Origin of the sequence: Lapillicoccus sp., assembly GCF_036559105.1 — a bacterium.
Lineage (GTDB): Bacteria > Actinomycetota > Actinomycetes > Actinomycetales > Dermatophilaceae > Lapillicoccus.
Genome location: NZ_DATBTV010000099.1, coordinates 31,136 through 54,075, shown reverse-complemented (window position 1 = coordinate 54,075; position 22,940 = coordinate 31,136). Strand labels below are relative to the sequence as shown.

Genomic DNA, 22,940 nt, shown 5'->3' with positions numbered 1-22,940 from the left:
AGGCGGGCGCCGCTCTCAGGACCTCGCGAACCGGTCCCAGCCGGCCCGGACGTCCAGGGCGATCCGGTCCTGCTCGTCCACGGGCACGCGTTCCGCCTCGGGTCGACCGAGCAACGCGAAGACGCGTGGCCCACGCAGCTCGGGCGCGAGGTCGGCCGCCCTGGGAACGACGTGGACGTGCAGGTGCTCGAACCCCTCCGCCTCCGCGAACTGGACGACATAGGTCTTGACGCAGCCGACCACATGGGCCAGCGCGCGCCCCAACGTCACGAGCAGTGGGCCGAGCTCGGCCGCCTCGACCACGTTCAGCTCCGCGAACGCGGTCACGTGCCGGCGCGGCACCACCACCAGCCATCCCGGCATCGAGGTGTCGAAGGCGTGCGCCACCCGCCACACCTCGCTGAGCCAGATCTCCTCGCGCGGCACGGGGACCGCCAGACCCTCCTGGCGGCAGGAGTAGCAGTCGGGGTGCGGACCCGCGGCGGTCACAGGTCGGGGAACCAGATGCCGATCTCGCGGGCCGACGACTCGGGGCTGTCGGAGCCGTGGACGATGTTCTGCTGGACCTTGAGGCCCCAGTCGCGTCCGAGGTCGCCGCGGATCGTCCCCGGCAGAGCGGCGGTCGGGTCGGTCGCCCCCGCGAGCGCCCGGAACCCCTCGATGCAGCGGTGTCCCTCGATGACCACCGCGGTCACCGGCCCGGACGACATGAACTCGACCAGCGGCTCGTAGAACGGCTTGCCCTCGTGCTCGGCGTAGTGGCGAGCGAGCCTCTCACGGTCGGGCGTCGTGATGGCCAGAGCGACGAGCGCATACCCCTTGGTCTCGATCCGCCGGAGCACCTCCCCCGTCAGTCCGCGCGAGAAGCCGTCGGGCTTGACCAGGACCAGGGAACGCTCCGTCGCCGTCACGCGCCCAACCCTAGTGGCCCGCCTCCGCCGCCCGGCCGGCCTGGATCGCGTCGATCCGCTGCCCCTGCCACAGGCAGACGACCCAGAGCGCTGTGAAGATCACGCCGACGATGAACATCATCGGCAGCACGAACGCGCAGAGGAACGTCGCCACCTGGATCAGCCACCCCAGGGTTACCCCGAACGGCCGGCGCATCAGCCCGGCCACAACAATGCAGGCCACGGCCAGGCCACACCCCACGAGCAGGTATGCGCCCGACGCGGCGTCTCCGTTCGCCACCGCCAGTGTCCGCGCCACCAGCGCGCCGAGGAACACGATCAGCGACTGCGCGGCCAGCACGACCGCACCCATCCGCCAGGTGAACTTCCCGGTCGCGCCGTAGAAGGGGACGGCGGCCATACGACTCAGGGTAGGCGGCGCACCGGCTACCGGCCGAACCCGCCGGTCACACCCCCGGGTGAGCGGCGAAGAACCGCTCGAGCACCGGCAGCAGGATCGTGTCCCGCCGCGTCACCTGCATGTGCGTCGTGCCGGGGATGACCGCCAGCGTCGAGTTCGGGATCTTCGCGAGCATCACCCCGGCGTGCGCGACGGTCGTGAAGTCGTTGTCGCCCTGCACGATCAGCACGGGACAGCTGATCCCCGCGAGCTGCTCGTCGGTCCAGCCGGCGAAGTCGGCGTCCATGCCGCTGAGCGACATGAGGAACGCGTCGAACTGCTCCGGGTGCGGCGACAGGCGCTCGTACGCCCCCTTGAAGTCCGCGAAGTCCTGCGCCGTGGGCATGATCGAGGACGTCTCGAAGGTCGACGGGTCGAGCAGGTCCGGGTGCATCCCGTCCTTGCTCACACTGGCCGAGATCGGCACGATCGCGCTCACGCGGTCCGCGTGGTTGACCGCCATCTCCAGCGCCACACCGCCGCCCATGCTGTGCCCGAGCACGGCCGCCCGCTCGATCCCGAGGTGGTCCAGCAGCGCCACGATGTCGGTAGCGAGGTTCGCGTAGGTGATCTCCCGGTCGATGTTCGCGGTGCGCCCGTGCCCCTGCATCTCGACGCCGATGACGGTATGCGTCTGCGCCAGGGCCGGGATGAGGCTCGCGAAGTTGAGGTCGATGGTGAGCATGCCGCCGTGGAGCAGGACGAGCGGGGCACCCGACCCGTAGGTCTCGTAGTACAGGTGGAGCCCGTTCACGTCGGCGTAGCCGGTGCTGGTCGGGGCGATGCTCATGGCGAAGTCCTTAAGGATCGGAGGTGCGTGACGTCTACTCCACGAACGGGAGCCGCCGGGCAGGACCGCCCGGCTGGGCAAGATGTCCGAGAGGTCTCAGGTGTCGTCGGCGCCGAGGAGCAGGCGGGCGTCGGCGGCCGTGACGACCGAGCCGGTGACGAGCACTCCCCCGCCCATCCCGTCCTCCTCGGCCAGCGTGACCGCGGCGTCGATGGCGTCGGGCATCGACTCCTCCACGGTCACGCGGTCCTCGCCGAAGATCTCCTTGGCGATCCGGCCCAGCTCGCGTGGCGGGATCGAGCGGGGAGACGTGTTGCGGGTGATGACGACGTGGTCGACGGCCGGTTCGAGGATCTCGAGCATCTCGGCCGGTTCCTTGTCGGAGAAGATCGCGACCAGCCCTACCAGCTTGGTGAACGTGAAGGCGTCGCTCAGCGCGGCCCGGAGCGCGCGCATACCGGCGGGGTTGTGCGCGGCGTCGACCAGCACGGTCGGCGACCGGCGGACGATCTCGAGTCGTCCGGGCGACGTGACGTCGGCGAACCCCTGCCGAACGATGTCGAGGTCGAGACGCTGCTCGCCGCCGCCGAGGAAGGCTTCGACCGCCACCAGTGCGGTGGCGGCGTTGCTCGCCTGGTGCTCGCCGTGCAGCGGCAGGTAGATGTCGGGGTACTCCCCGGCGATCCCGCGCAGCGTCAGCTGCTGGCCGCCGAGCGCGACCTCGCGAGCGGTCACGCCGAAGTCGTTGCCCTCGAACACGATCCGGGATCCGACCTCGTTGGCGCGTTCGAGGAGGATCTCCGCGACGTCCCGCTCCTGGATCGACGAGACGGTGATCGCCCCCGGCTTGATGATGCCCGCCTTCTCGGTCGCGATCTCCTCGACCGTCGATCCGAGCAGCCGCGCGTGGTCGATCGCCACCGGCGTCACCACGGCGACCTGGCCGTCGGCCACGTTGGTCGCGTCCCACGTGCCCCCCAGGCCGACCTCGACGACGGCCACGTCGACGGGGGCGTCGGCGAACGCCGCGTAGGCGAGGACCACGGACATCATGAAGAAGTTCAGGGGCTCGCCGCCGGCCGCCACCGCGCGGTCGTCGACGAGCTGCACCATCGGCTGCACCTCGTCGTAGACCTCGACCAGCCGCTCGGGGTCGATCGGCTCGCCACCGATGGTGATCCGCTCGCGGAACGAGTGCAGATGCGGCGAGGTGAACCGACCCGTCGTGAGGCCCAGCGCCGTCAGCAGCGAGTCGATCATCCGGGTCGTCGACGTCTTGCCGTTGGTCCCGGTGAGGTGGATGACGGGGTACGAGCGCTGGGGGTCCCCGAGGAGGTCCATGACCTCGCGCACCGTGTCGAGCGTAGGGTCGATGTCGGTCTCGGACGTACGCGAGAGGATCGCCTGCTCGACGTCGAGCAGCCGCCGCAGGGTGTTCGGGTCCGGGGTGGTGAGGCCGCTGGGTCGCTTGGGCCGCGGGCTGTCGCTCATCCCGCGGCCACCGGTCGCGACATCCAGACGGTGTCCGGCAGTCCGCCGGATCCGGGCTCCCGGTCCACCTCGACGAAACCCTTGCGGGCGTAGAAGTCCCGGGCCGCCACGTTTCCCTCGATGTAGGCCAGCCGGATCTCGGGATGAATGCCCCGGGCGCCCTCGACGACCGCCTCGAGCAGCCTCGCCCCGATGCCGCTGCGCTGGTGCTCGGGCACGACGTAGAGCTTCCAGAGCACGAGGTGTCCTTCGTGAGGTCCGGCGCTCGCGACCCCGACGACGTCACCGTCGACCTCGGCCACCGTCATCCGGCCGGCGCGGATCGCGGGCAGCGTGGACTCGGCGCTCCACCACTTGGCCAGGCCCATCGTCACGTAGTCGGCGCCGGCGATCGGCTCGTAGGTCGGCGGCCAGGTGCGGTGGCCGACGGACAGGATGGCGTCGAGGTCGTTCTCGACGGCCCGGCGGACCAATACGTTGACCACGGTCGGCATCAGACCCTCCTTACCAGGACACGAGCGGGGTGCCCGTCGCCGACGGTCACGTCGGCCGCGCCGTCGTCCGCCGCCAGGTCGTCGAGATTCGGCGACGAGCCGAACTGGGTGGCCAGTGTCTCGCGGACGAGGTGGTCGCGGTGGGCGACGGTCGCGTCGAACACCGCCTCGTCCCCCGTCACGGTCAGCGAGATCCGGTCGCTCACGTGCAGGCCCGCGTCGCGACGGGCCTGCTGGACCGCCCGGACCAGGTCGTTGGCGAGCCCCTCCCGAGCCAGGTCCTCGGTCACCGCGGTGTCGAGGACGACGGCCCCTCCGCCGTGGAGCGCCGACGCGTGCTGGTCCGGCCGGGTCTCGAGGTAGTCCTGCTCCAGCGTGAACTCACCGGGCTCCAGGCGCTGGCCGGCAGCGTAGACCGCACCGTCGTCGTCGACCCGCCAGTCGCCGGACTTGCTGGCCTTGATCACCGTCTGGACGTCGCGCCCGAGCCGGGGTCCGGCCGCGCGGGCGTTGACGACCAGCCGCTGCGTCAGCCCGAACCCCGCCTCGTCGGCCGTGCCGAGGTCGACCAGGCGGACCTCCTTGACGTTGACCTCGTCGCGGATGACGTCGGTGAACCCCTGCAGCGCAGCGGGATCCGCCGTGACGACCGTCAGCGCGGCCAGCGGCAGCCGAGCTCGCAGCTGGCTGGCCTTGCGCAGCGCGGAGACCGTCGAGCAGACCTCGCGCGCCCGGTCCATCGACGCCACCAGAGCGTGGTCCTCGGGCAGGTCGTCGTACGACGGCCAGTCGGTGAGGTGCACCGACCGTCCGCCGGTGAGGCCGCGCCAGATCTCCTCGGTGGTGAGCGGCAGCAGCGGGGCGACCACGCGGCATACCGTCTCGAGCGTCGTGTAGAGCGTGTCGAACGCCGCCGTCGCCGACTCGTCCTCTCCGCCCCAGAACCGGTCGCGCGACCGCCGGATGTACCAGTTGGTCAGCACGTCGAGGAACGAGCGCATCGTGTCGCAGGCGTTCGCGATCTCGTACGCGTCCATCTGGGTCTGCATCGTGGTGACGAACTCGCGGAGCTTGGCCAGGAGGTAGCGGTCGAGCACGTCGGTCGAGGCCGTCGACCACTGCGCGTGGTACCCCTCCCCACCGCGAGCGGCGTTGGCGTACAACGAGAAGAACGACCAAGCGTTCCAGAGCGGGATGATCACCTGGCGCACGCCGTCGCGGATGCCCTGCTCGGTGACGATGAGGTTGCCTCCGCGCAGGATCGGCGAGGACATGAGGAACCACCGCATCGCGTCGGCGCCGTCGCGGTCGAAGACCTCGGAGACGTCCGGGTAGTTGCGCAGCGACTTGCTCATCTTCTGGCCGTCGGAGCCCAGGACGATCCCGTGCGAGACGCACGACGAGAACGCCGGCCGGTCGAACAGCGCGGTCGCGAGGATGTGCAGCGTGTAGAACCAGCCGCGGGTCTGCCCGATGTACTCGACGATGAAGTCGCCCGGGAAGTGGTGCTCGAACCAGTCGTGGTTCTCGAACGGGTAGTGCACCTGGGCGAACGACATCGACCCGGAGTCGAACCACACGTCCATGACGTCCTCGACGCGGCGCATGGTCGAGTGGCCGGTCGGGTCGTCGGGGTTCGGCCGGGTCAGCCGGTCGACGTACGGGCGGTGGAGGTCGGTGACCGCGACCCCGAAGTCACGCTCCAGCTCCTCGAACGAGCCGTAGACGTCGATCCGCGGGTAGGCCGGGTTGTCCGAACGCCAGACCGGAACCGGGCTGCCCCAGAACCGGTTTCGCGTGATCGACCAGTCGCGGGCGTTCTCCAGCCACCGCCCGAACTGCCCGTGCTTGATGTGGTCGGGCGTCCACGAGATCCCCTCGTTGAGCTCGAGCATCCGCTCCTTGATCTTGGTCACCTCGACGAACCAGCTCGAGACCGCCATATAGATCAGCGGCTCGCGGCACCGCCAGCAGTGCGGGTACGGGTGGTCGTAGGTCTCACGGCGCAGCAGCACGGTGCCGGCGGTCACCGCGCCGTGGTCGCCCTCGCCGCGGGTGCGCGCCTTGAGGTGGTCGATGATCGGCAGGTTCGCGTCGAAGACCAGCAGGCCCTCGTAGTCGGTCACCGGATAGGTGAACCGCCCGTCGGGGCCGACCGGGACGACCGGGTCGATGCCCGCGGCATCCGTGACGATCTTGTCCTCCTCACCGAACGCGCCCGCCGTGTGGACCAGCCCGGTGCCGTCCTCGGTGGTGACGAACTCGGCCGGGAAGACGTGATGCGCCTTGGGGTGCCCCAGGTAGTAGTCGAACGGCGGTAGGAACTTCCGGCCCACCAGGTCGGTGCCCTTGAGCCGCTCGACGACGTGCTCCTGAGGGTCGTCGCCGTCCGGGAAGAGGTCCCTGGCGTAGGCGGCGAGCCGCGCCTCCCCGATGACGTAGCGCTCGGGCGTGCCGGTCACGTCGGACTCGACGACGACGTAGTCGATGTCCGGGCCGACCATGATCCCGAGGTTCGCCGGGAGGGTCCACGGCGTGGTGGTCCAGACCAGGGCCAGCTCGCCGGTCTCCAGACGCAGGCCCACGGTCACTGCCGGGTCCTGGCGGTTCTGGTAGACGTCGTCGTCCATCCGCAGCTCGTGGTTGGACAGCGGCGTCTGGTCGTTCCAGCAGTACGGGAGGACCCGGAAGCCCTCGTAGACCAGTCCCTTGTCGTACAGCTGTTTGAACGCCCAGATCACCGACTCCATGTAGTCCGGCTCGAGCGTCTTGTAGTCGTGGTCGAAGTCGACCCAGCGCGCCTGGCGCGTGACGTAGGCCCGCCAGTCATCGGTGTAGCGCAGCACCGACTCGCGGCACTTGGCGTTGAACGCCTCGATGCCGAGGTCGAGGATCTCCTCCTTGGTCTTGATCCCCAGCTGGCTCATCGCCTCGAGCTCCGCGGGCAGCCCGTGCGTGTCCCAGCCGAAGCGCCGCTCGACCCGCCGGCCGCGCATCGTCTGGTAGCGCGGGACGATGTCCTTGACGTAGCCGGTGAGCAGGTGCCCGTAGTGCGGCAGCCCGTTGGCGAACGGCGGGCCGTCGTAGAAGACGAACTCGTTCGCACCGTCCACGCCGGCCTCGCGGTTCTCGACCGACGCGACGAAGGTCCCGTCCTCGTCCCAGTACTTCAGGACCCGCTCCTCGAGCTCGGGGAAGCGCGGACTGGACGGGACGTACGGGTACGGCGACGACTGCTCGCTCATCAGAGGTCGGCTCCTGCGGATCGGGTATGCGGGTGGTCTGGTCATGCGTGTCAACCGAGGACGACGCCACCGGTCCGGTGTCACCGCGGTACCACCCCGCTTGCCGCACACCGGCCCAGGAGGTCCCGGACTCGCATACGACCGCTCTTGCCGAAGGCTGTGACGGGCCCACCCGTCCGGGTCTACTGCGAGCGCACGCACTCGGTTCTTCCGGAGGCTCACCGCTGATGACGGCTCAGACGCCTGTGGTGTCAGTCTAGCCGGGACGGGCTCTGACGCTCGACCGACATAGTGTCGGGACATGCGTACCGTCACCGACCCGGACGTGGCCGCAGGGTATGCCGTGGACTCGTCCCTGGGGGCAGTCCCGCCGGCGTCGTTCGAGGTGGTGCGCGCCCGCGACCGGGCCGACGTGGTCGAGGTGCTGCGCGAAGCCGGGGCGACGCGCCGGCCCGTGGTCCCCCAAGGCGCCCGGACCGGCCTGGCCGGCGGCGCGGTCGCCACCGAGGGGTCCCTGGTGCTCAACGTCGAGGGCCTCGACACGATCGAGGAGCTCGACGAGCTCGAGCGCATCGCGGTGGTCGGTCCCGGCGTGGTCAACGCGTCGCTCAAAGCCGCCGCCGCGGCGGTTGGGCTGGCGTACCCACCGGACCCCGCGTCGTCCGCGAGCTGCACGATCGGCGGCAACGTCGCGACGAACGCGGGCGGGCTCTGCTGCGTGAAGTACGGGGTGACGGCCGACTACGTGCGCGGCCTCGAGGTCGTCCTGCCCGGCGGAGCGGTGATGCGGACCGGACGCCGGACGGCCAAGGGCGTCGCGGGACTCGACCTCACCGGTCTGTTCGTGGGGTCCGAGGGGCTGCTGGGGGTCGTGACGTCGGTCGTCGTGCGCCTGGTACCGGCGCCGGACCCGCCGCTCACCGCGCTCGCCACCTTCGGGACGCTGGAAGCGGCCGCTGCCGGCGTCGTGGCGTTGCGGGCCCAACGGCCGGGACCGTCGCTGATCGAGGTGCTCGACGGGCCGACGATCGACTCGGTCCAGCGTCTCGCGGACTACGGCTTCCCCGCGGGGTGCGCCGGAGCGGTCATCGTCCAGTCCGACCGTCCCGGTGGCACGGCCGCGGACGTGCAGCGGTATGCGTCGGTGCTCGCCGACGCGGGGGCGCTGGACGTCGCCGTGGCCGACGACCCGCAGGAGGCGGACGCGCTGATGGCGGGCCGGCGCGCGCTGCACGCGGCCCAGGAGCTCAAGGGTCCGCACTTCACCGAGGACGTCTGCGTGCCGATCCGGCGGCTGGCCGACCTCATCCGGGCGGGACACCGGCTCGGCGCGGAGCACGGCGTCGACGTCACGCTGTCCGGGCACGGGGGCGACGGGAACCTGCATCCCTGCTTCTTCTTCCGCCTGGACGACCCCGACAGCCGCCGACGAGCGGAGGCGGCGTTCGACGGCCTGCTCCGGGAGGCGCTCGCCATGGGCGGCACCATCACCGGCGAGCACGGTGTCGGGTCGCTCAAGGCCAGGTGGCTCCCCCTGGAGCTGGGCGAGGCCGAGATGACCCGACAGCGGGCGGTCAAGGCGGTGTTCGACCCGCTCGGGATCATGAACCCCGGAAAGGTCCTCTGACCGAGGTGCGCCCTGCTGGTAGAACCGTGCCATGAGCGAGACGGAGACCTCGGCCGGTTGGCTGACCCGCGAACAGCTGCGGGACGCCCGAGAACGGCTGCCGATCGTCTACGTGTCGGTGGTTCCGGTCCGGGTCGACGAACGAGGTGTCGTCACGACCATCGGGCTGCTGCTGAGGGCGTCGTCCGAGGGAACGATCGACCGGGAGCTCGTCTCGGGGCGGGTGCTCTACCACGAGCGGATCCGGGACGCGCTGATCCGGCACGTGGAGAAGGACCTCGGTCCCCTGTCGATGCCGCGGATCCCGCTGTCGCCGCAGCCGTTCACGGTGGCGGAGTACTTCCCGACGCCGGGCGTGACGCCGTTCCACGACCCTCGGCAGCACGCGGTGGCGCTGGCCTTCGTGGTGCCGGTGATGGGCGACTGCTCGCCGCAGCAGAACGCGCTCGACCTGGCGTGGGTCACCCCTGACGAGGCCGCCGCGCTCGCCGCGCTCGGCGAGATGGACGGCGGCCACGGGGTGCTGCTGCGTCAGGCCCTGGCCCACGTGGGCCACCCGCTCTGACCGGCCGGGCGCAGGTGACAGCGGAGCCCGACCCGGGGTGCCGATCGCGCAGCGGTTGCGGCGCACTCCGACACCGCGTTCGGTGGCCGTTCCCACGTCGGGGTGACACACTGCGCCGATGCCGGGTCGGGTCGCGCACGTCGCCTTCAACACCGACGACGAGGACGCCACGCGGGCGTTCTACGAGGGACTGTTCGAGTGGCGGTTCGAGCCGTACTACCCGGGCTTCGTGCGGACCGTCCTGCCGCCGGCCGCCGAGTTCGTCGCGGCCGTCCAGACGCGGCGCGAGCTGCTGCCGGGCGTCCGCACCAACGGTCCGGAGGTGACCGTCGAGGTCGACCACCTGGGTGATGTCCTCGCTCGCGTCGGGGAGCTGGGTGGCGCAGTGGTCATGGAGCGCGCGACGATCCCGTCGGTCGGCGACCTGGCCTTCCTGACCGATCCGTCCGGCAACCTCGTGGGCGTGATCGAGTACGCCGGCACCTGACGCCTGGCGCAACGTCTGCGCAGACGTTGTGGTCAGCGCGCATACCGCGCACGGTCTGCGCGTCGACCCGGAGGTGTGCGCACACGCGGTGAGCAGGTGCGCGCCTTCGACTCAGTGCGTCTCGGCCAGCGCCGCTCGGCCGGCGCCGAGCACGGTGAGCGGCAGCAGGGTCTTGCCCGTCGGACCGACCTCGATGTCGGTGCCCATCTGCGGGCACACCCCGCAGTCGAAGCACGGCGTCCACCGGCAGTCGTCCACCTCGGTCTCGTCCAGGGCGTCCTGCCAGTCCTCCCAGAGCCACTCCTTGTCGAGGCCGGAGTCGAGGTGATCCCAGGGCAGCACCTCGGACTGGTCACGGTCACGGGTGGTGTACCAGGCGACGTCCACCGGCCCTTCCGCCAGCGCCTGCCCAGCGCACCGCATCCAGCGCTCGTAGGAGAAGTGCTCGCTCCAGCCGTCGAACCGGCCACCGTCGCGCCACACGGCCTCGATGATCTTGCCGACGCGGCGGTCGCCCCGGGACAGCAGGCCCTCGACGATCCCGGGCTGGCCGTCGTGGTAGCGGAAGCCGATGGCCGACGCATACCGGCGGTCGCTGCGGATCGCGCCGCGCAGCTTGGCCAGCCGGGCGTCGGTCTCCTCCGCCCCCAGTTGCGCGACCCACTGGAACGGCGTGTGCGGCTTGGGGACGAACCCGCCGATCGACACGGTGCACCGGATGTCGCGCCGCCCCGACACGCGCCGCCCGGTCTCGATGACCCGCTTCGCGAGGTCGGCGATCTGGAGCACGTCCTCGTCGGTCTCGGTGGGCAGCCCGCACATGAAGTAGAGCTTCACCTGCCGCCAGCCCGCGCCGTAGGCCGCGCTGACCGTCGCGATGAGATCCTCCTCGGTCACCATCTTGTTGATGACCTTGCGGATCCGCTCGGAACCGCCCTCGGGCGCGAACGTCAGACCCGACCGCCGCCCGTTCCGCGTGAGCTCGTTGGCGAGGTCGATGTTGAACGCGTCGACACGGGTCGACGGCAGCGACAGCCCGGTCTGGGTGCCCTCGTAGCGATCGGCCAGCCCCTTGGTGATGTCGGCGATCTCGGAGTGGTCGGCCGACGACAGCGACAGCAGGCCCACCTCTTCGAATCCCGTTGTCGCCAGACCACGTTCGACCATCTCGCCGATGCCGGTGATCGACCGCTCGCGCACCGGTCTCGTGATCATGCCCGCCTGGCAGAACCGGCAGCCGCGCGTGCAGCCCCGGAAGATCTCGACCGACATCCGCTCGTGCACCGACTCGGCCAGCGGGACGAGAGGCTGCTTCGGGTACGGCCATGCGTCGAGGTCCATGACGGTGTGCTTGGAGACCCGCCACGGCACGCCGGGCAGCCCGGCCCGCGGGGCGACCCGCTGGATCCGGCCGTCGGCGAGGTACGACACCTCGTAGAACGCCGGCACGTAGACGCCACCCGTGCGGGCCAGCCGGAGCAGCAGCTCGTGCCGCCCGCCCGGCCGGCCCGACGCCTTCCAGTCCGTGACGATGTCGGTGATCGTCAGCACGGCCTGCTCGCCGTCGCCGATCACGGCGGCGTCGATGAAGTCGGCGATCGGCTCCGGGTTGAACGCGGCGTGCCCACCGGCGATGACCAGCGGGTCGTCCTCGGAGCGGTCGGCCGCGTGCAGCGGCATCCCCGCGAGGTCGAGCGCGGTGAGCAGGTTGGTGTAGCCCAGCTCGGTGGAGAACGAGACGCCGAGCACGTCGAAGTCGCCCAGCGCACGGTGGCTGTCGACGGTGAACTGCGGCACGCCCGACTCCCGCATCAGCGCCTCGAGGTCGGGCCAGACCGCATACGTCCGCTCGGCGAGGGCGTCCGGCCGCTCGTTGAGGACCTCGTAAAGGATCATGACGCCCTGGTTGGGAACGCCCACCTCGTAGGCGTCGGGGTACATCAGCGCCCAGCGCACCGTCAGCTCGTCCCCGGAGGGACCGAAGCCGCCGCAGTTCCAGTCCTTGGTCGTCGAGTTCAGCTCGCCGCCGACGTACTGGATGGGTTTACCGACCCGCTCGAGCAGCGGCTCGAGGGTGGGCCAGATCGAGGCCCCGCGGGTCGTGGTGGTCGGCATCGGTCCAGTTTAGGAGCGCGGCCGCTCCAGCCCCGAATCGTCGGTCAGACGCTGGCCACGGTCTCGACCACCCGGGAGCGCACCGAGGGCCGCTCCCAGAGCCGCCCCGTCCACCACAGGCTGAACACCGAGGTCGCGCACAGCACCACGGCGAGGACCACGCAGTACCACCAGGGAAACAGCCGTCCCACCACGGAGAACACCAGACCGGTGAGCGTCGCCGCCACGGCGAGCCGGGCCGAGTAGGCGACCATCACCAGCGGTGGCGCCGGCGTGGCCCGGACGCTGCGCAGGTCGACGCTGAACGGCCGACGCACCGACCAGCGAAGGCCCGACGCGACGGTCCGCAGGGCGATGGTCAGGGTGGCGCAGACGGCTGCGCTCAGCTCGGCGGCAGTGGGTTGCCCCGCTCGCCAGCCGCAGATGAGCAGGGTCGCCACCGACGCCACCGTGAGGACCTCCACGAGCACCCACGCCCGCGCGACGAGCACGGTACGCGGAGCCACCGGCAGGCTCTCGCGCCAGACCGCGCCGCGCGCGTCGAGGGCCCAGGCGTTGACACCGAACAGCAGCGCGCCACCCGACGCGACGAGGCCCGGGAGAACCGGGACCATCAGCCAGTCCAGCCGGCCCGCGAAGGCGACCACGACCGGCAGCAGGCTCAGCAGGACCAGCCCCCGGCGCAACGGTGCTGACCGCCACACACTGGCGCGGTCGATCGCGACGAGCGCCTGCAGGTCGCCTCGCGGGAAGGCGCGGATCGCATACCGCCGGGTCTCGACCCGGGCCTGCGTCGTGGCCGGACGCGTCCAGGTCATGCGGGCGGCACCGACGCCGAGGATCGCCGCGCCCAGGGCGACCGCCGTCAGGACGAGACAGCCGAACAGCCAGTTCAGCCAGTCCCCCGCGGCGCCCATGGCCGGCAGCGACGACGCCCACGCGGCGGGTGTCCAGCGGGCGGCGTCGAGCAGGTGGCCGGTGGCGACGACGACAACGATCGCCAGACCTGCGAACACGGCGGTGGTTCGCACCACCAGCTCCCCCCGCGGCCCACGGCGCACGTACTCCACGACCCACGACAGCCACTGGACGGCGACGGTCACCGCCACCAGCCAGAGCAGGACGGGCACGACGGCAGCCCAGGTGTGACCGCCGCGGGTGAGCACCGCGACGGCGGCCAGCAGGGACCAGGCCTGAATCAGCCAGGCCAGGTTGAGCGGGGCGAGCACGAGTCCGGCCAGGTGGTCGGTCGTCGGCCCGAGCGGGTAGGCGACGACCTGGTCCGCGGCGATCGCCTCGCGGCCGCCGCCGCCGAACAGGACCGCCGTCGCCGTCGTCACGACGAAGGCCAGGAAGCCGACCGGGAGGTACCGACGCATCGCCTCGACCAGCTCCGGGGCGAGCCCGACCTGCGACGGGAGGGTGACCGACACGACGGTGACCGCGACGAGCAGGGCGACGCCGACCACCACGGCGACTCGCGCGGGCGTGCGCAGGCCGCGGGCGCGCAGCCCGAGCAACAGGCGGAGGGACGTTGCCGGCCCGGGATGCCGACCGACGTCAGCCGAGGAGCGCCCGGTAGGCACGCGCGCCTCCCTCGCCGGCCATCTCGTGAGCCTCGACGCTGGCCACGGCGAGGCCGCCCCGCAGGACGACCGCGTGGTCGCAGGCCTGCACCGCGAGGTCGCGCAGGTGCGTCGAGAGGATCACGGCGGCGCCACGGGCGCGGGCGTCGGCCACCGCCTCCAGCGTGGCGTCCACGCCGGTCGGGTCGACCCCGTCGAACGGCTCGTCGAGCAGCAGGACCGGCGGCTGGTGGAAGACGGCCAGCGCGACCGACATGCGGCGCCCCATCCCGTGGCTGAACCCCGCGGTGACCCGGTGGGCCTCACCGCCGAGGTCGAACTGGTCGAGCAGCTGCCGCGCCCGCGGTTCCCAGTCCCGCAGCCCGCGCAGCCGGGCGCTCAGCTGCAGGTGCTCCCAGGGCGTGGCCCGCGGGATGAGGCCGCCCACGTCGGGGCAGTAGCCGATCCGGCGCTTGGCCTCCAGGGGGTCGGCGGCGACGTCGATGCCGGCCACCTCGGCCAGCCCGCTGGACGCCGGGACGACGCCGGCGAGGACCCGCATGGTGGTCGACTTGCCGGCGCCGTTACGGCCCAGGAGCGCCGTCGCGGCACCGGCCCGAACCTCGAAGGACACTCCGGCGACGGCGACCACCGAGCCGAAGCTCACCTTGAGGTCCCCGACCCTCACCACCGCCGTCACGGGGAAAGTGTGCAACACGCATACCGGGTTGCGACCCTCAACCACCGGAGCCCGGCGGAAGGGTGACCGAACGTCGGACCGGGTATGCGGGTTCGCGCCTCAGCGGTACAGCAGGTCGATCTCCGACCCGTACCGCTCCACGACGATCTTGCGGCGCAGCTTCAGGCTGGGGGTGAGCTCACCCTCGTCGACGGTGAGGTCGCGGTCGAGGATGGTGAACCGCTTGATCGTCTCCCAGCGGTTGAGGCCGTCGTTGAGCTCGTCGACGTAGCCCTGGACCATCGCCTGCGCGGCGTCGGAGGTGACGACGTCGGCATACTCCTGGCCGGCCATGCCGTTCGCCGCGGCCCACTGGGTGACGGCGTCCGGGTCGAGCGTGATGAGCGCCGAGGCGTAGTTGCGGCCCTCCCCGATGACGACGAACTGGCTGACGTAGGGGCAGATCCCCTTGAACATCGTCTCGATGACGGACGGCGCGACGTACTTCCCGCCTGAGGTCTTGAACAGGTCCTTCTTGCGGTCGGTGATCTTGACGAAGCCGCGCTCGTCGACCGTGCCGATGTCGCCGGTGTGGAACCAGCCGTCCTCGGTGAACACCTCGGCCGTGGCGTCCGGGCGGTTGTGGTACCCGCGCATGACGCCGGGGCCCTTGACGAGGAGCTCACCGTCGTCCGCGGTACGGACCTGCGTCCCCGGTAGTGGCCAGCCGACGGAGCCGAAGATGTAGCGACCGAGCCGGGGCCGGTTCACGCAGGTGGCGGCGCTGGTCTCGGTGAGGCCGTAGCCCTCGATGATCAGCAGCCCCACCGAGGAGAACCAGCGGGCGACGTCGGGGTTGAGGGCGGCCGACCCGGAGATGAAGAACTTGACGCGTCCCCCGAAGCGCTCGCGCACCTTGGACAGGACCAGCCGGTCGGCCAGCGTGTGCTGGACCGACAGCAGGCCGGAGGGCTGCTCGCCCTGCTCGCGCATCGCCGCCACCTGCCCGCCGACCCCGAGCGCCCAGTCGACGAGGGTCTTCTTCACGCCGGTCTCGTGGGCGAACATCATGCTGATCCGGGCGTACGCCTTCTCGAAGATGCGCGGCGCGGCGCCCATGAAGGTCGGCTTGAAGACCGCGAGGTTGTCGACGATCCGGTCGATCCGCCCGTCGACCGCGGTGGAGAAGCCGATCTGGAGCGGCAGGATCAGCAGGATCTTCCCGAACACGTGCGAGAGCGGCAGCCAGAGGAACTGGAGGTCGTCCTCGTTGAGGAGCGAGACCGAGTCGACGCCGGCGCCCTCGTAGACGAGGGCGTCGTGGGTGAGCAGCACGCCCTTGGGCCGGCCGGTGGTGCCCGACGTGTAGATGACGACGGCGAGGTGCTCGGGGGTGAGGGCCTCGATGCGCTCGTCGAGCACGGTCGGCTCGTCGGCCAGTCGCTGGCCGCCCAGCTCAGCCAGGCGGTCGGCGGTGATGACCCAGCCGTCCGTCCCGTCCACGTCGTCGTCCGCGCTGCCGTCGAAGGTGACGACGCGGAGCAGCTCGGGCAGCTCGTCGCGGTGGTCGCGCAGCTTCTGGACCTGCGCCGCGTTCTCGGCGAAGACGACCTTGCTGCCGGAGTCGGCGACGATGAAGGCCACGTCGGCGTCGAGCATGGTCGGGTAGATCGTCGTCGTCGCGGCGCCGGCGGTCATGATGGCGAGGTCGGCGAGGACCCACTCCACGCGGGTGGTCGAGGCGATGGCCACGCGGTCCTCGAGGCCGACACCCAGAGCCACGAGGCCGGCGGCCCACAGGTCGGCCCGCTCGCGGGTCTGGTCCCAGGTCAGCCGTTCGAGCCGCTCCCCGCTCTCGGTACCGGTGTCGGGGACAAGGTACTGGAGCGCCTCGCGTGACCCCGACGCCGCGACCCGCTGGCGGAAGAGGTGCGCGATGCTCGGTGCGCGGGTGTCGATGACGTCACGTCGGACGACCTCGTCCGCAACGGCCTGTGCTCCCATCCCGGGCTCCTCGAGCATCCCAGGCGTCGGAACGTCCCGACGCGGTCCGAAGATCCTGTCAGCAGGCTCTCAGCGGGTGAATACCTCGCCCGGATTCGACACCAGACCGTCACGCTCCGGGCGAGGGCGGCGACGCCGGGAGACCGCGGTGACGAGGACGCCGAGGAGGAGCAGCAGTCCGCCGATCACCGTGCCGAGGGTGGGACGCTCGCCGCGGAAGACCCATGCCGTCGCGATGCCGCTGACCGGCACCAGCAGCGTGAAGGGCACCACCACGGCGGTGGGGTATCGCACCAGCAGGCTGTTCCAGACGCCGTACCCGAACAACGAGCAGAGGTATGCGGTGTAGAGCGTCGAGCCGATCGTCACCCAGTCGATGTGGCGGAGACCGTTGGCGACCGCCTCCGGGCCGTCGACGAGCAGGGAAAGGGCGAACAGCGGCACGGGGACGATGAGGCCGGACCAGACCGTCATCGAGAGACCGGACGAGGTGCCGACCCGGCGGGTGACGACGTTGCCCGTCGCCCAGGACAGGGCGCCGGCGAGGCAGAGCATCAGCGCGAGCAGCGGGGTCTCGGCCGTGCGCCCCAGCGCCACCACGGTGAGACCGACCAGCCCGATGAGGACGCCGAGCTGCTGGCGCCTGGTCGGGCGTTCGTGGAGGGCGAGGGCCGCGATGACGACGGTGAAGATGACCTGCACCTGGACGACGAGCGAGGCCAGGCCGGGCGGCATCCCGAGGTCCAGCGACAGGTAGAGCAGGCCGAACTGACCCAGGCTGAGGAACAGGCCGATGAGCAGGATGTCACGCCATCGAGCGTCGGGCTTCTTCACGAAGAAGATCGCCGGCACGAGGACGGCCACGAAGCGCAGCGCGACGAAGGTCAACGGTGGCATGTCGTGCAGGCCGGCGTCGATGACGACGAAGTTCGCGCCCCAGATGACCGCGACCGCGATGGCGGCGAGGGCGTGGCGCGGCGTCATGGACCCATGTTGGCCCCGACAACCGTGAAGTACCAGCGAATAATCATGCATCTCACGATGTAGCATCGCTGCATGATTGATCTCGTGGCACTCCAGTCGCTCCGGGCGGTCCGGTCGCACGGCTCGGTGGTCGCGGCCGCCGAGGTCCTCGGCTTCACGCCGTCGGCGGTGTCGCAGCAGATCAAGAAGCTGGAGCGGCAGACCGGGTCAGCGGTGCTGGAGCGGTACGGCCGGGGGGTCCTGCTGACCGACCACGGCGAGCGGCTGGCCGACCAGGGCGCCGACCTGCTGGACCGGATGGAGCAGATCGAGTCGGACCTCTACTCGGCCGGCTCGGTCGTCGGCGGCCGGCTGCGGCTCGCCGCGTTCTCGACGGCGGTACGCGGGCTGGTGGCACCCGCGCTGTCGCTCGTGGCGGCGGACGGGTACGACCTCCAGCTCAGCCTCGTCGAGCTGGACCCGCCGCTCGGGATGGAGGCGGTCGCGTCCGGCCAGGTCGACGCGGCGCTGGTCCACCAGTGGGGCGACACACGCCTGGCCCATCCCGAGCACGTCGAGCTGGCCACGATAGGGGTCGACGTGGCCGACATCCTCGTGCCGTTCGGTCACCGGCTGGCCCGGCAGACGTCGGTCACGCCGGCGGACCTCGTGGGCGAGGTGTTCGCGTCGGCCCCCGTCGGGAGTGTCTGTCACGAGTGGCTGACCCGGCTGTTCGGCCCGGTCGGCGGTCCGCCGCGCGTCTCGTTCTGGGCGGCCGAGTGGAGCTCGCACATCGCCCTGGTGAGCCACGGGGCGGCGGTGTCGCTGATCCCACGGCTCGGTCGGGAGCCGCTGCCGGACTCGGTCCGGGTGCTGCCGGTTCGGGACCCGGTGCCCACCCGTGAGGTCTCGCTGGCGTGGCGCCGGAGCATGGGTTCCAGTCCGACGATCCGGTACCTGCGCGACACCCTCGTCGAGATGGCGCCCGGTCTCGGCCTCCAGACCTGAAGCAACCCGCATGCCGCCGCAGACCTCATCGGCGGTGGGCCGTCCCGGCCAGGTGGACGTTGTTGACCAGGCCGAGCGCGAGCCACGCGGCGAACATCGAGGAGCCGCCGTAGGAGAGGAACGGCAGCGGGAGGCCGGTGACCGGCATGATCCCCAGGTTCATCCCGATGTTCTCGAACGCCTGCACCGCGAACCAGACCGCGACGCCCACGCAGACCAGCTGCCCGAACGGGTCGCTGCGGGACCCCACCAGCAGGGTTCGCAGGATGAGGAACACCACCAGCACGACCACCCCCGCGGCGCCCAGGAACCCCCACTCCTCCCCCGCCACCGAGAACACGAAGTCGGTCTGCTGGAACGGGATCGCGCCGCTCTGCGTCTGCGGCCCCTGGAACAGCCCCCGACCCAACCACCCGCCCTGGCCGATCGCGATCCGCACCTGCCGAGTCTGGTAGCCGATGCCCTCCGGATCCGCGGAGGGGTCGAGGAAGGCCGTCAGCCGAGCGCGCTGGTAGGCGCTCAGCACCCGCGTCGTGAACATCGCCGCAACGCCGACGACCCCGATCGCGCCCACGGCCAGCAGCAGCGACTTGGGCGCGCCGGCCACCGCGATGACCCCGAACGCCATCGCCACGAGGACCAGCGCCGACCCCAGGTCGGGCTGCAGCAGGACCAGACCGACCGGCACGAGGGTCACGACTCCGGCCAGCAGGAGGTCTCGAGCGGAGGGCCGCTGGTCGCGGTCCCTCCGCTCCGCGAGGATCATCGCGAGGCCGACGCAGAGTGCCACCTTGACGAACTCCGACGGCTGCACCGAGAACCCACCCGGCAGCTGGATCCACGAACGCGACCCGTTCACGGTCGACCCGACGGGGCTCAGCACGAGGAGCAGCCCGACCAGCGACACGAGGTAGACCCACGGCGCCCAGGCCCGCAGCGTCCGGTGGTCGATCCGGGTGACGAGGGCGAAGCAGACCAGCCCGACGCCGAGGTTGACGAGCGTCTTGAGCAGGTACTGCGAACCCGAGGTATGCCGCGTCGCCGACCACACGAGCAGCGCACCGACCCCGGACAGCCCCAGGCCGGCGATGACGATGCCCCAGTCGGTCCGCGCCCACAAGGTCCGGCGGTCGGCTCCCCCGAGGACGCTCACCGGACCCGTACCGAGCCGATCCGAGCCGAGGTCAGGACGGGACGATGGTGCTGAGGATCTCCCGGCACTGGGCGACGTCGAGGTTCATCTGGCGCACCAACGGCTCGATCCCCTCGTACTTCAGCGTCGGCCGCAGCCGCCGGACCAGCTCGTAGCAGATGCGCTCGCCGTAGAGGTCGAGGTCGGTGCGGTCCAGGACGTACCCCTCGACCCGGCGCTCGTGGCCGTCGAAGGTGGGGTTCGTCCCGATCGAGACGGCGCACGGGAGCAGCCGGTCGACCGAGTCGTCCTCCGGGAGGTCGAGGCGCACCAGCCACCCCGCGTACACGCCGTCGGCAGGGACCAGACCCTCGACGACGGGCCCGAGGTTCGCGGTCGGGAAGCCGAGCTCGCGCCCGCGGTGGTCGCCGTGGACGACCGTGCCGCAGACGCTGGGCGGCCGGCCGAGCACGACAGCGGCGCCCTCGACGTCGCCGTCCGCGAGCTGCGCACGCGCCATCGTCGAGGACCAGCGCTCTCCGTCGCCGAGGTCGGCGAGGACGATGACGTCGAAGTCGTGCGTGGCACCGAGCTCGCGCAGGGTGTCGACGTTGCCGGAGTTCTTCCAGCCGAACCGGGTGTCCTCGCCGACGATGACCGCGCCGGCGTGGAGAGCGTCCACGAAGACCTGCTCAACGAACTCCACGGGGGTGAGGCGGGCGAACTCGACGGTGAACTCCATGACCAGCACCGCGTCGAGGCCGGACCCCGCCAGCAGGTCCAGCCGCTGCGCCAGTGAGGTGAGGGGTGTCGGGGCGCGCTCGGGGAAGAGCACGGCCAGCGGGTGCGGCTCGAAGGTCACCGCGACCGAGGTCGCGTCGCGCGAGGTCGCCTGCTCCACCAGCTGCCCGAGGACCGCACGGTGCCCACGGTGCACCCCGTCGAAGTTGCCGAGGGTAACGACGGAACGACCGAGGTCGGCAGGGACCTCCGCGAGGCCGTTCCAGACGTGCACGGGGGACACTCTAGAAGGCGCCCGGTCGAGCAGACTCTAGGGTTGGCGCGTGCCGGAGTACCTCGTCCTGCTCGCGCCCTCGAGCAACCGGGTGTACGCGGGTGACGCGCCCGCCATCACGGCGGCCGAGGCCGAGATCGTCGTGTCGGCGGTCCATCTCGGTGGTGTTGTCGGCGCGTCGCCGACGACGGTGGCCGGGGTGCCCTACCTCGCGGTGGAGCTGGCCGACGCGGTCGACCCACGCATCCTCGGCGGCCTGGCCGCGACCTTCGCCGTGTTCGAGCGCGAGGGCGACCTCCTGCGGCCGGTCGAGGCGCGGGGCGGCGAACGGTTCGACGACGACCTGCTCACCATCCCCAAGTACCCGGGCAAGACCAACGAGCAGCTGACCCGGGTCCTGCTCAACGTCACACTCGCCTCGACCGACCTGCCGGACCGGGCCCGCCGGACCGTGCTCGACCCGCTGGCCGGTCGGGGGACGACGCTCAGCTGGGCGCTGACCCTCGGCCACGACGCCGTCGGTGTGGAGGTCGAGCGGCGCGAGGTCGAGGCTTACTCGGCGTTCCTCACCACCTGGCTGCGCCGCAAGCGCCTGAAGCACCGCATCGGACTCACGCCGCTGCGCCGCGACGGACGGCGGCTCGGCGACCTGCTCGAGGCGGAGATCGGCCGCGATGACCCGCAGTCGCTGGTCCTGTTTGCGGCCGACACCCTGGCGACGGCGGAGCTGCTCCAGCGCCGCCGTGTCGACGTCGTCGTCACGGACGCCCCGTACGGCGTCGCGCACGGCAGCCGCGGGGTGCGAGGCGGGCGGGACCGCAGCCCGGCGGACCTGCTCGCGGACGCCCTGCCCGTGTGGGTCTCGGTGCTGCGCCCCGGCGGTGCGGTCGGGATCGCCTGGAACACCCACGGTCTCAGCCGCGCCGATCTTGTGGCCCGGTGTGGCCGCGCCGGCCTGGAGGTCTGTGACGACGGGCCGTACCGGGGTTTCGCCCATCGCGTGGACGCGGGCATCCACCGCGACCTGCTGGTCGCCCGGAAGCCCCGGTAGGTCAGCCGGGCGCGAAGACGACGATCGGCCGCGCCTCGGGGCCGGACTCGTCGAGCATGGCGACGAGTGACCCGTCGGGTCCGAGGGCTGCGACCACGGGCTCGCCCTCGCCGGCGGTCGGTATACGTCTGCCGTGGCCGACCGCCGTGGCCTCCTCGGTGGTCAGCTCGTGCAGGGCGAACTGCGCCCGAGCCGCGGCGCCCATGGCCACCAGTGGCACCGGTCCGCCGGGCTCAAGGCTCTCCAGAGGTACCGCGTCGTCGATCGCGTAGCGGCCCACCCGGGTCCGGCGCAGCGCGGTGAGGTGACCGCCGACGCCGAGAGCCGAGCCCAGGTCGCGGGCCAGGGCCCGGACGTAGGTCCCCGACGACACCTCGACCTCGATGTCGACGTCGAGGCAGGTGCCGGCCGGCCGCACGTCGAGCACGGCGAACCGGCTGACCGTCACCGGTCGCGCAGCCAGCGTGACGTCCTCGCCCGAGCGCACCCGCGCGTACGACCGCTGACCGTCGATCTTGATCGCGCTGACCGAGGACGGAACCTGCTGGATCGCGCCGGTCAGCCCCGCGACGGCCGCGTCGATGGCGGCCCGGGAGACCTCGCTGGCGTCGGCCGACGCCACCACGTCGCCCTCGGCGTCGTCGGTGACCGTCGACTCGCCGAGGCGGACCGTCGCCGCATACCCCTTGTCGCAGCCGACGAGGAAGGTGAGCAGCTTGGTGGCCCGGCCGACCCCGAGGACCAGGACGCCGGTGGCCATGGGGTCCAGCGTGCCGGCGTGGCCCACGCGACGGGTGCCGCAGATGCGGCGAACCCGGGCGACGACGTCGTGCGAGGTCCAGCCGGACGGCTTGTCGACGAGGAGGAGACCCTCGGACCGGCCCTCAGGCGTCGTCGTCATCCGGCTCCGGGTCGTCGTCGGAGTCACTGGGCTTCTTGTACGGGTCGGCGTCGCCGGCGTAGACGGCTCCCTGGCGGGAGCGGGCCAGCTCCGCGTCGGCGGCGCGCGTCGCGACGAGGACGTCCTCGAGGTGCGCGGCCCCCTCGGGGAGCGCGTCCGGGATGAACTCCAGCGACGGCGTCAGCCGGATGCCGAGCGCTTTGCCGACGGCGGTGCGCAGCTTGCCCTTGGCCGACTCCAGGGCGGCCGCCGAGGCGGCGCGGTCGTCGTCCGACCCGTAAGCGGTGTAGAAGATCGTCGCGTTCTGGAGGTCACCGGTCACTCGGACGTCGGTGATCGTCGTGAAGCCGAGCCGCTCGTCCTTGACGCGGTGCTCGAGGGTCTCGGCGACGACCACCTTGATGCGGTCGGCGACCTTTCGGGCGCGGGCAGGGTCGGCCATGTGATGTTGTCCTCCA

21 protein-coding genes are annotated in these 22,940 nt (G+C 71.4%); 5 read left to right on the top strand and 16 right to left on the bottom strand.

The annotated features are described in order from the left end of the window. Window positions 1-15 precede the first annotated feature (15 nt). The 7 genes from VIG79_RS12890 to ileS form a co-directional block, all read right to left on the bottom strand. A complete protein-coding gene (locus VIG79_RS12890; protein ID WP_331886209.1) occupies window positions 16-489 on the bottom strand; it encodes an HIT family protein in 474 nt (157 codons plus the stop codon). Beyond that, on the bottom strand, window positions 486-911 hold the full coding sequence (gene ndk / locus VIG79_RS12885; protein ID WP_331886207.1) for a nucleoside-diphosphate kinase: 426 nt from the start codon (window positions 909-911) through the stop codon (window positions 486-488). Before ndk ends, VIG79_RS12890 begins: the two co-directional genes overlap by 4 nt. A gap of 10 nt (window positions 912-921) precedes the next feature. After that, window positions 922-1,311: a DUF4233 domain-containing protein gene (locus tag VIG79_RS12880; RefSeq protein ID WP_331886205.1), complete on the bottom strand. Its 390-nt coding sequence runs from the start codon at window positions 1,309-1,311 to the stop codon at window positions 922-924. A gap of 46 nt (window positions 1,312-1,357) precedes the next feature. Beyond that, window positions 1,358-2,140, bottom strand: a complete 783-nt coding sequence (locus VIG79_RS12875; RefSeq protein WP_331886203.1) for an alpha/beta hydrolase — start codon at window positions 2,138-2,140, stop codon at window positions 1,358-1,360. 96 nt (window positions 2,141-2,236) lie between these two features. Further along, window positions 2,237-3,631, bottom strand: a complete 1,395-nt coding sequence (locus VIG79_RS12870; RefSeq protein WP_331886201.1) for a folylpolyglutamate synthase/dihydrofolate synthase family protein — start codon at window positions 3,629-3,631, stop codon at window positions 2,237-2,239. Further along, window positions 3,628-4,125, bottom strand: coding sequence for a GNAT family N-acetyltransferase (locus VIG79_RS12865; RefSeq protein WP_331886199.1), 498 nt, complete (start codon window positions 4,123-4,125; stop codon window positions 3,628-3,630). The genes VIG79_RS12870 and VIG79_RS12865 overlap by 4 nt, the downstream gene beginning before the upstream one ends. Beyond that, a complete protein-coding gene (ileS, locus tag VIG79_RS12860) occupies window positions 4,125-7,370 on the bottom strand; it encodes an isoleucine--tRNA ligase (RefSeq protein WP_331886197.1) in 3,246 nt (1,081 codons plus the stop codon). The genes VIG79_RS12865 and ileS overlap by 1 nt, the downstream gene beginning before the upstream one ends. Before the next feature lie 301 nt (window positions 7,371-7,671). Here ileS and VIG79_RS12855 point away from each other — a divergent pair, with 301 nt between their 5' ends. From VIG79_RS12855 to VIG79_RS12845, 3 genes are all read left to right on the top strand, one after another. After that, window positions 7,672-8,997, top strand: a complete 1,326-nt coding sequence (locus VIG79_RS12855) for an FAD-binding oxidoreductase (protein ID WP_331886195.1) — start codon at window positions 7,672-7,674, stop codon at window positions 8,995-8,997. Window positions 8,998-9,028: 31 nt separating this feature from the next. After that, complete coding sequence (locus VIG79_RS12850; RefSeq protein ID WP_331886193.1) at window positions 9,029-9,562, top strand: DUF4916 domain-containing protein; 534 nt, start codon at window positions 9,029-9,031, stop codon at window positions 9,560-9,562. 118 nt (window positions 9,563-9,680) lie between these two features. Next, window positions 9,681-10,049: a VOC family protein gene (locus VIG79_RS12845; RefSeq protein WP_331886191.1), complete on the top strand. Its 369-nt coding sequence runs from the start codon at window positions 9,681-9,683 to the stop codon at window positions 10,047-10,049. A 111-nt stretch (window positions 10,050-10,160) separates the two neighbouring features. On the opposite strand, the gene VIG79_RS12840 is transcribed toward VIG79_RS12845, so the two are convergent. From VIG79_RS12840 to VIG79_RS12820, 5 genes are all read right to left on the bottom strand, one after another. Continuing rightward, window positions 10,161-12,164: a TIGR03960 family B12-binding radical SAM protein gene (locus tag VIG79_RS12840; RefSeq protein ID WP_331886189.1), complete on the bottom strand. Its 2,004-nt coding sequence runs from the start codon at window positions 12,162-12,164 to the stop codon at window positions 10,161-10,163. 44 nt (window positions 12,165-12,208) lie between these two features. After that, the gene (locus tag VIG79_RS12835; protein WP_331886187.1) at window positions 12,209-13,750 is read right to left on the bottom strand and encodes a hypothetical protein; all 1,542 of its coding nucleotides are present in this window, start codon (window positions 13,748-13,750) and stop codon (window positions 12,209-12,211) included. After that, the gene (locus tag VIG79_RS12830; protein WP_331886185.1) at window positions 13,725-14,429 is read right to left on the bottom strand and encodes an ABC transporter ATP-binding protein; all 705 of its coding nucleotides are present in this window, start codon (window positions 14,427-14,429) and stop codon (window positions 13,725-13,727) included. The genes VIG79_RS12835 and VIG79_RS12830 overlap by 26 nt, the downstream gene beginning before the upstream one ends. Before the next feature lie 99 nt (window positions 14,430-14,528). Further along, entirely contained in the window at window positions 14,529-16,412 is a 1,884-nt protein-coding gene (locus VIG79_RS12825; protein WP_331886183.1) for a long-chain fatty acid--CoA ligase, read from the bottom strand. A 69-nt stretch (window positions 16,413-16,481) separates the two neighbouring features. Beyond that, window positions 16,482-17,396 carry an EamA family transporter gene (locus tag VIG79_RS12820; protein WP_331886181.1) on the bottom strand — a complete coding sequence of 305 codons (915 nt, stop codon included), beginning with the start codon at window positions 17,394-17,396 and terminating at the stop codon, window positions 16,482-16,484. Between the two features lie 72 nt (window positions 17,397-17,468). Between VIG79_RS12820 and VIG79_RS12815 the strand changes: the two genes are divergently transcribed. Continuing rightward, window positions 17,469-18,383, top strand: coding sequence for a LysR family transcriptional regulator (locus VIG79_RS12815; RefSeq protein ID WP_331886179.1), 915 nt, complete (start codon window positions 17,469-17,471; stop codon window positions 18,381-18,383). A gap of 25 nt (window positions 18,384-18,408) precedes the next feature. Here the strand turns inward: VIG79_RS12815 and rodA are convergent, their stop codons facing one another. Both rodA and VIG79_RS12805 read right to left on the bottom strand, forming a co-directional pair. Next, complete coding sequence (rodA, locus tag VIG79_RS12810; protein WP_331886177.1) at window positions 18,409-19,536, bottom strand: rod shape-determining protein RodA; 1,128 nt, start codon at window positions 19,534-19,536, stop codon at window positions 18,409-18,411. Between the two features lie 31 nt (window positions 19,537-19,567). Beyond that, window positions 19,568-20,530: a bifunctional riboflavin kinase/FAD synthetase gene (locus tag VIG79_RS12805; RefSeq protein ID WP_331886175.1), complete on the bottom strand. Its 963-nt coding sequence runs from the start codon at window positions 20,528-20,530 to the stop codon at window positions 19,568-19,570. A 49-nt stretch (window positions 20,531-20,579) separates the two neighbouring features. Here VIG79_RS12805 and VIG79_RS12800 point away from each other — a divergent pair, with 49 nt between their 5' ends. Then, window positions 20,580-21,581 (top strand): SAM-dependent methyltransferase, encoded by a 1,002-nt coding sequence (locus VIG79_RS12800; protein ID WP_331886173.1) that lies wholly within the window; start codon window positions 20,580-20,582, stop codon window positions 21,579-21,581. A 1-nt stretch (window position 21,582) separates the two neighbouring features. On the opposite strand, the gene truB is transcribed toward VIG79_RS12800, so the two are convergent. Beyond that, window positions 21,583-22,482, bottom strand: a complete 900-nt coding sequence (truB, locus tag VIG79_RS12795) for a tRNA pseudouridine(55) synthase TruB (protein WP_331886171.1) — start codon at window positions 22,480-22,482, stop codon at window positions 21,583-21,585. Further along, window positions 22,466-22,924 (bottom strand): 30S ribosome-binding factor RbfA, encoded by a 459-nt coding sequence (gene rbfA, locus VIG79_RS12790; protein WP_331886169.1) that lies wholly within the window; start codon window positions 22,922-22,924, stop codon window positions 22,466-22,468. The genes truB and rbfA overlap by 17 nt, the downstream gene beginning before the upstream one ends. Between the last annotated feature and the right edge of the window lie 16 nt (window positions 22,925-22,940).

Excerpts from the sequence above, each read along its gene's own strand:
- VIG79_RS12850 (WP_331886193.1), top strand. The coding sequence starts at position 9,029 with ATGAGCGAGACGGAGACCTCGGCCGGTTGGCTGACCCGCGAACAGCTG.
- VIG79_RS12875 (WP_331886203.1), bottom strand. The coding sequence starts at position 2,140 with ATGAGCATCGCCCCGACCAGCACCGGCTACGCCGACGTGAACGGGCTC.
- VIG79_RS12820 (WP_331886181.1), bottom strand. The coding sequence starts at position 17,396 with ATGACGCCGCGCCACGCCCTCGCCGCCATCGCGGTCGCGGTCATCTGG.
- VIG79_RS12870 (WP_331886201.1), bottom strand. The coding sequence starts at position 3,631 with ATGAGCGACAGCCCGCGGCCCAAGCGACCCAGCGGCCTCACCACCCCG.
- ileS (WP_331886197.1), bottom strand. The coding sequence starts at position 7,370 with ATGAGCGAGCAGTCGTCGCCGTACCCGTACGTCCCGTCCAGTCCGCGC.
- truB (WP_331886171.1), bottom strand. The coding sequence starts at position 22,482 with ATGACGACGACGCCTGAGGGCCGGTCCGAGGGTCTCCTCCTCGTCGAC.
- VIG79_RS12865 (WP_331886199.1), bottom strand. The coding sequence starts at position 4,125 with ATGCCGACCGTGGTCAACGTATTGGTCCGCCGGGCCGTCGAGAACGAC.
- VIG79_RS12815 (WP_331886179.1), top strand. The coding sequence starts at position 17,469 with ATGATTGATCTCGTGGCACTCCAGTCGCTCCGGGCGGTCCGGTCGCAC.
- VIG79_RS12825 (WP_331886183.1), bottom strand. The coding sequence starts at position 16,412 with ATGGGAGCACAGGCCGTTGCGGACGAGGTCGTCCGACGTGACGTCATC.
- VIG79_RS12845 (WP_331886191.1), top strand. The coding sequence starts at position 9,681 with ATGCCGGGTCGGGTCGCGCACGTCGCCTTCAACACCGACGACGAGGAC.
- VIG79_RS12855 (WP_331886195.1), top strand. The coding sequence starts at position 7,672 with ATGCGTACCGTCACCGACCCGGACGTGGCCGCAGGGTATGCCGTGGAC.
- VIG79_RS12880 (WP_331886205.1), bottom strand. The coding sequence starts at position 1,311 with ATGGCCGCCGTCCCCTTCTACGGCGCGACCGGGAAGTTCACCTGGCGG.
- VIG79_RS12840 (WP_331886189.1), bottom strand. The coding sequence starts at position 12,164 with ATGCCGACCACCACGACCCGCGGGGCCTCGATCTGGCCCACCCTCGAG.
- rbfA (WP_331886169.1), bottom strand. The coding sequence starts at position 22,924 with ATGGCCGACCCTGCCCGCGCCCGAAAGGTCGCCGACCGCATCAAGGTG.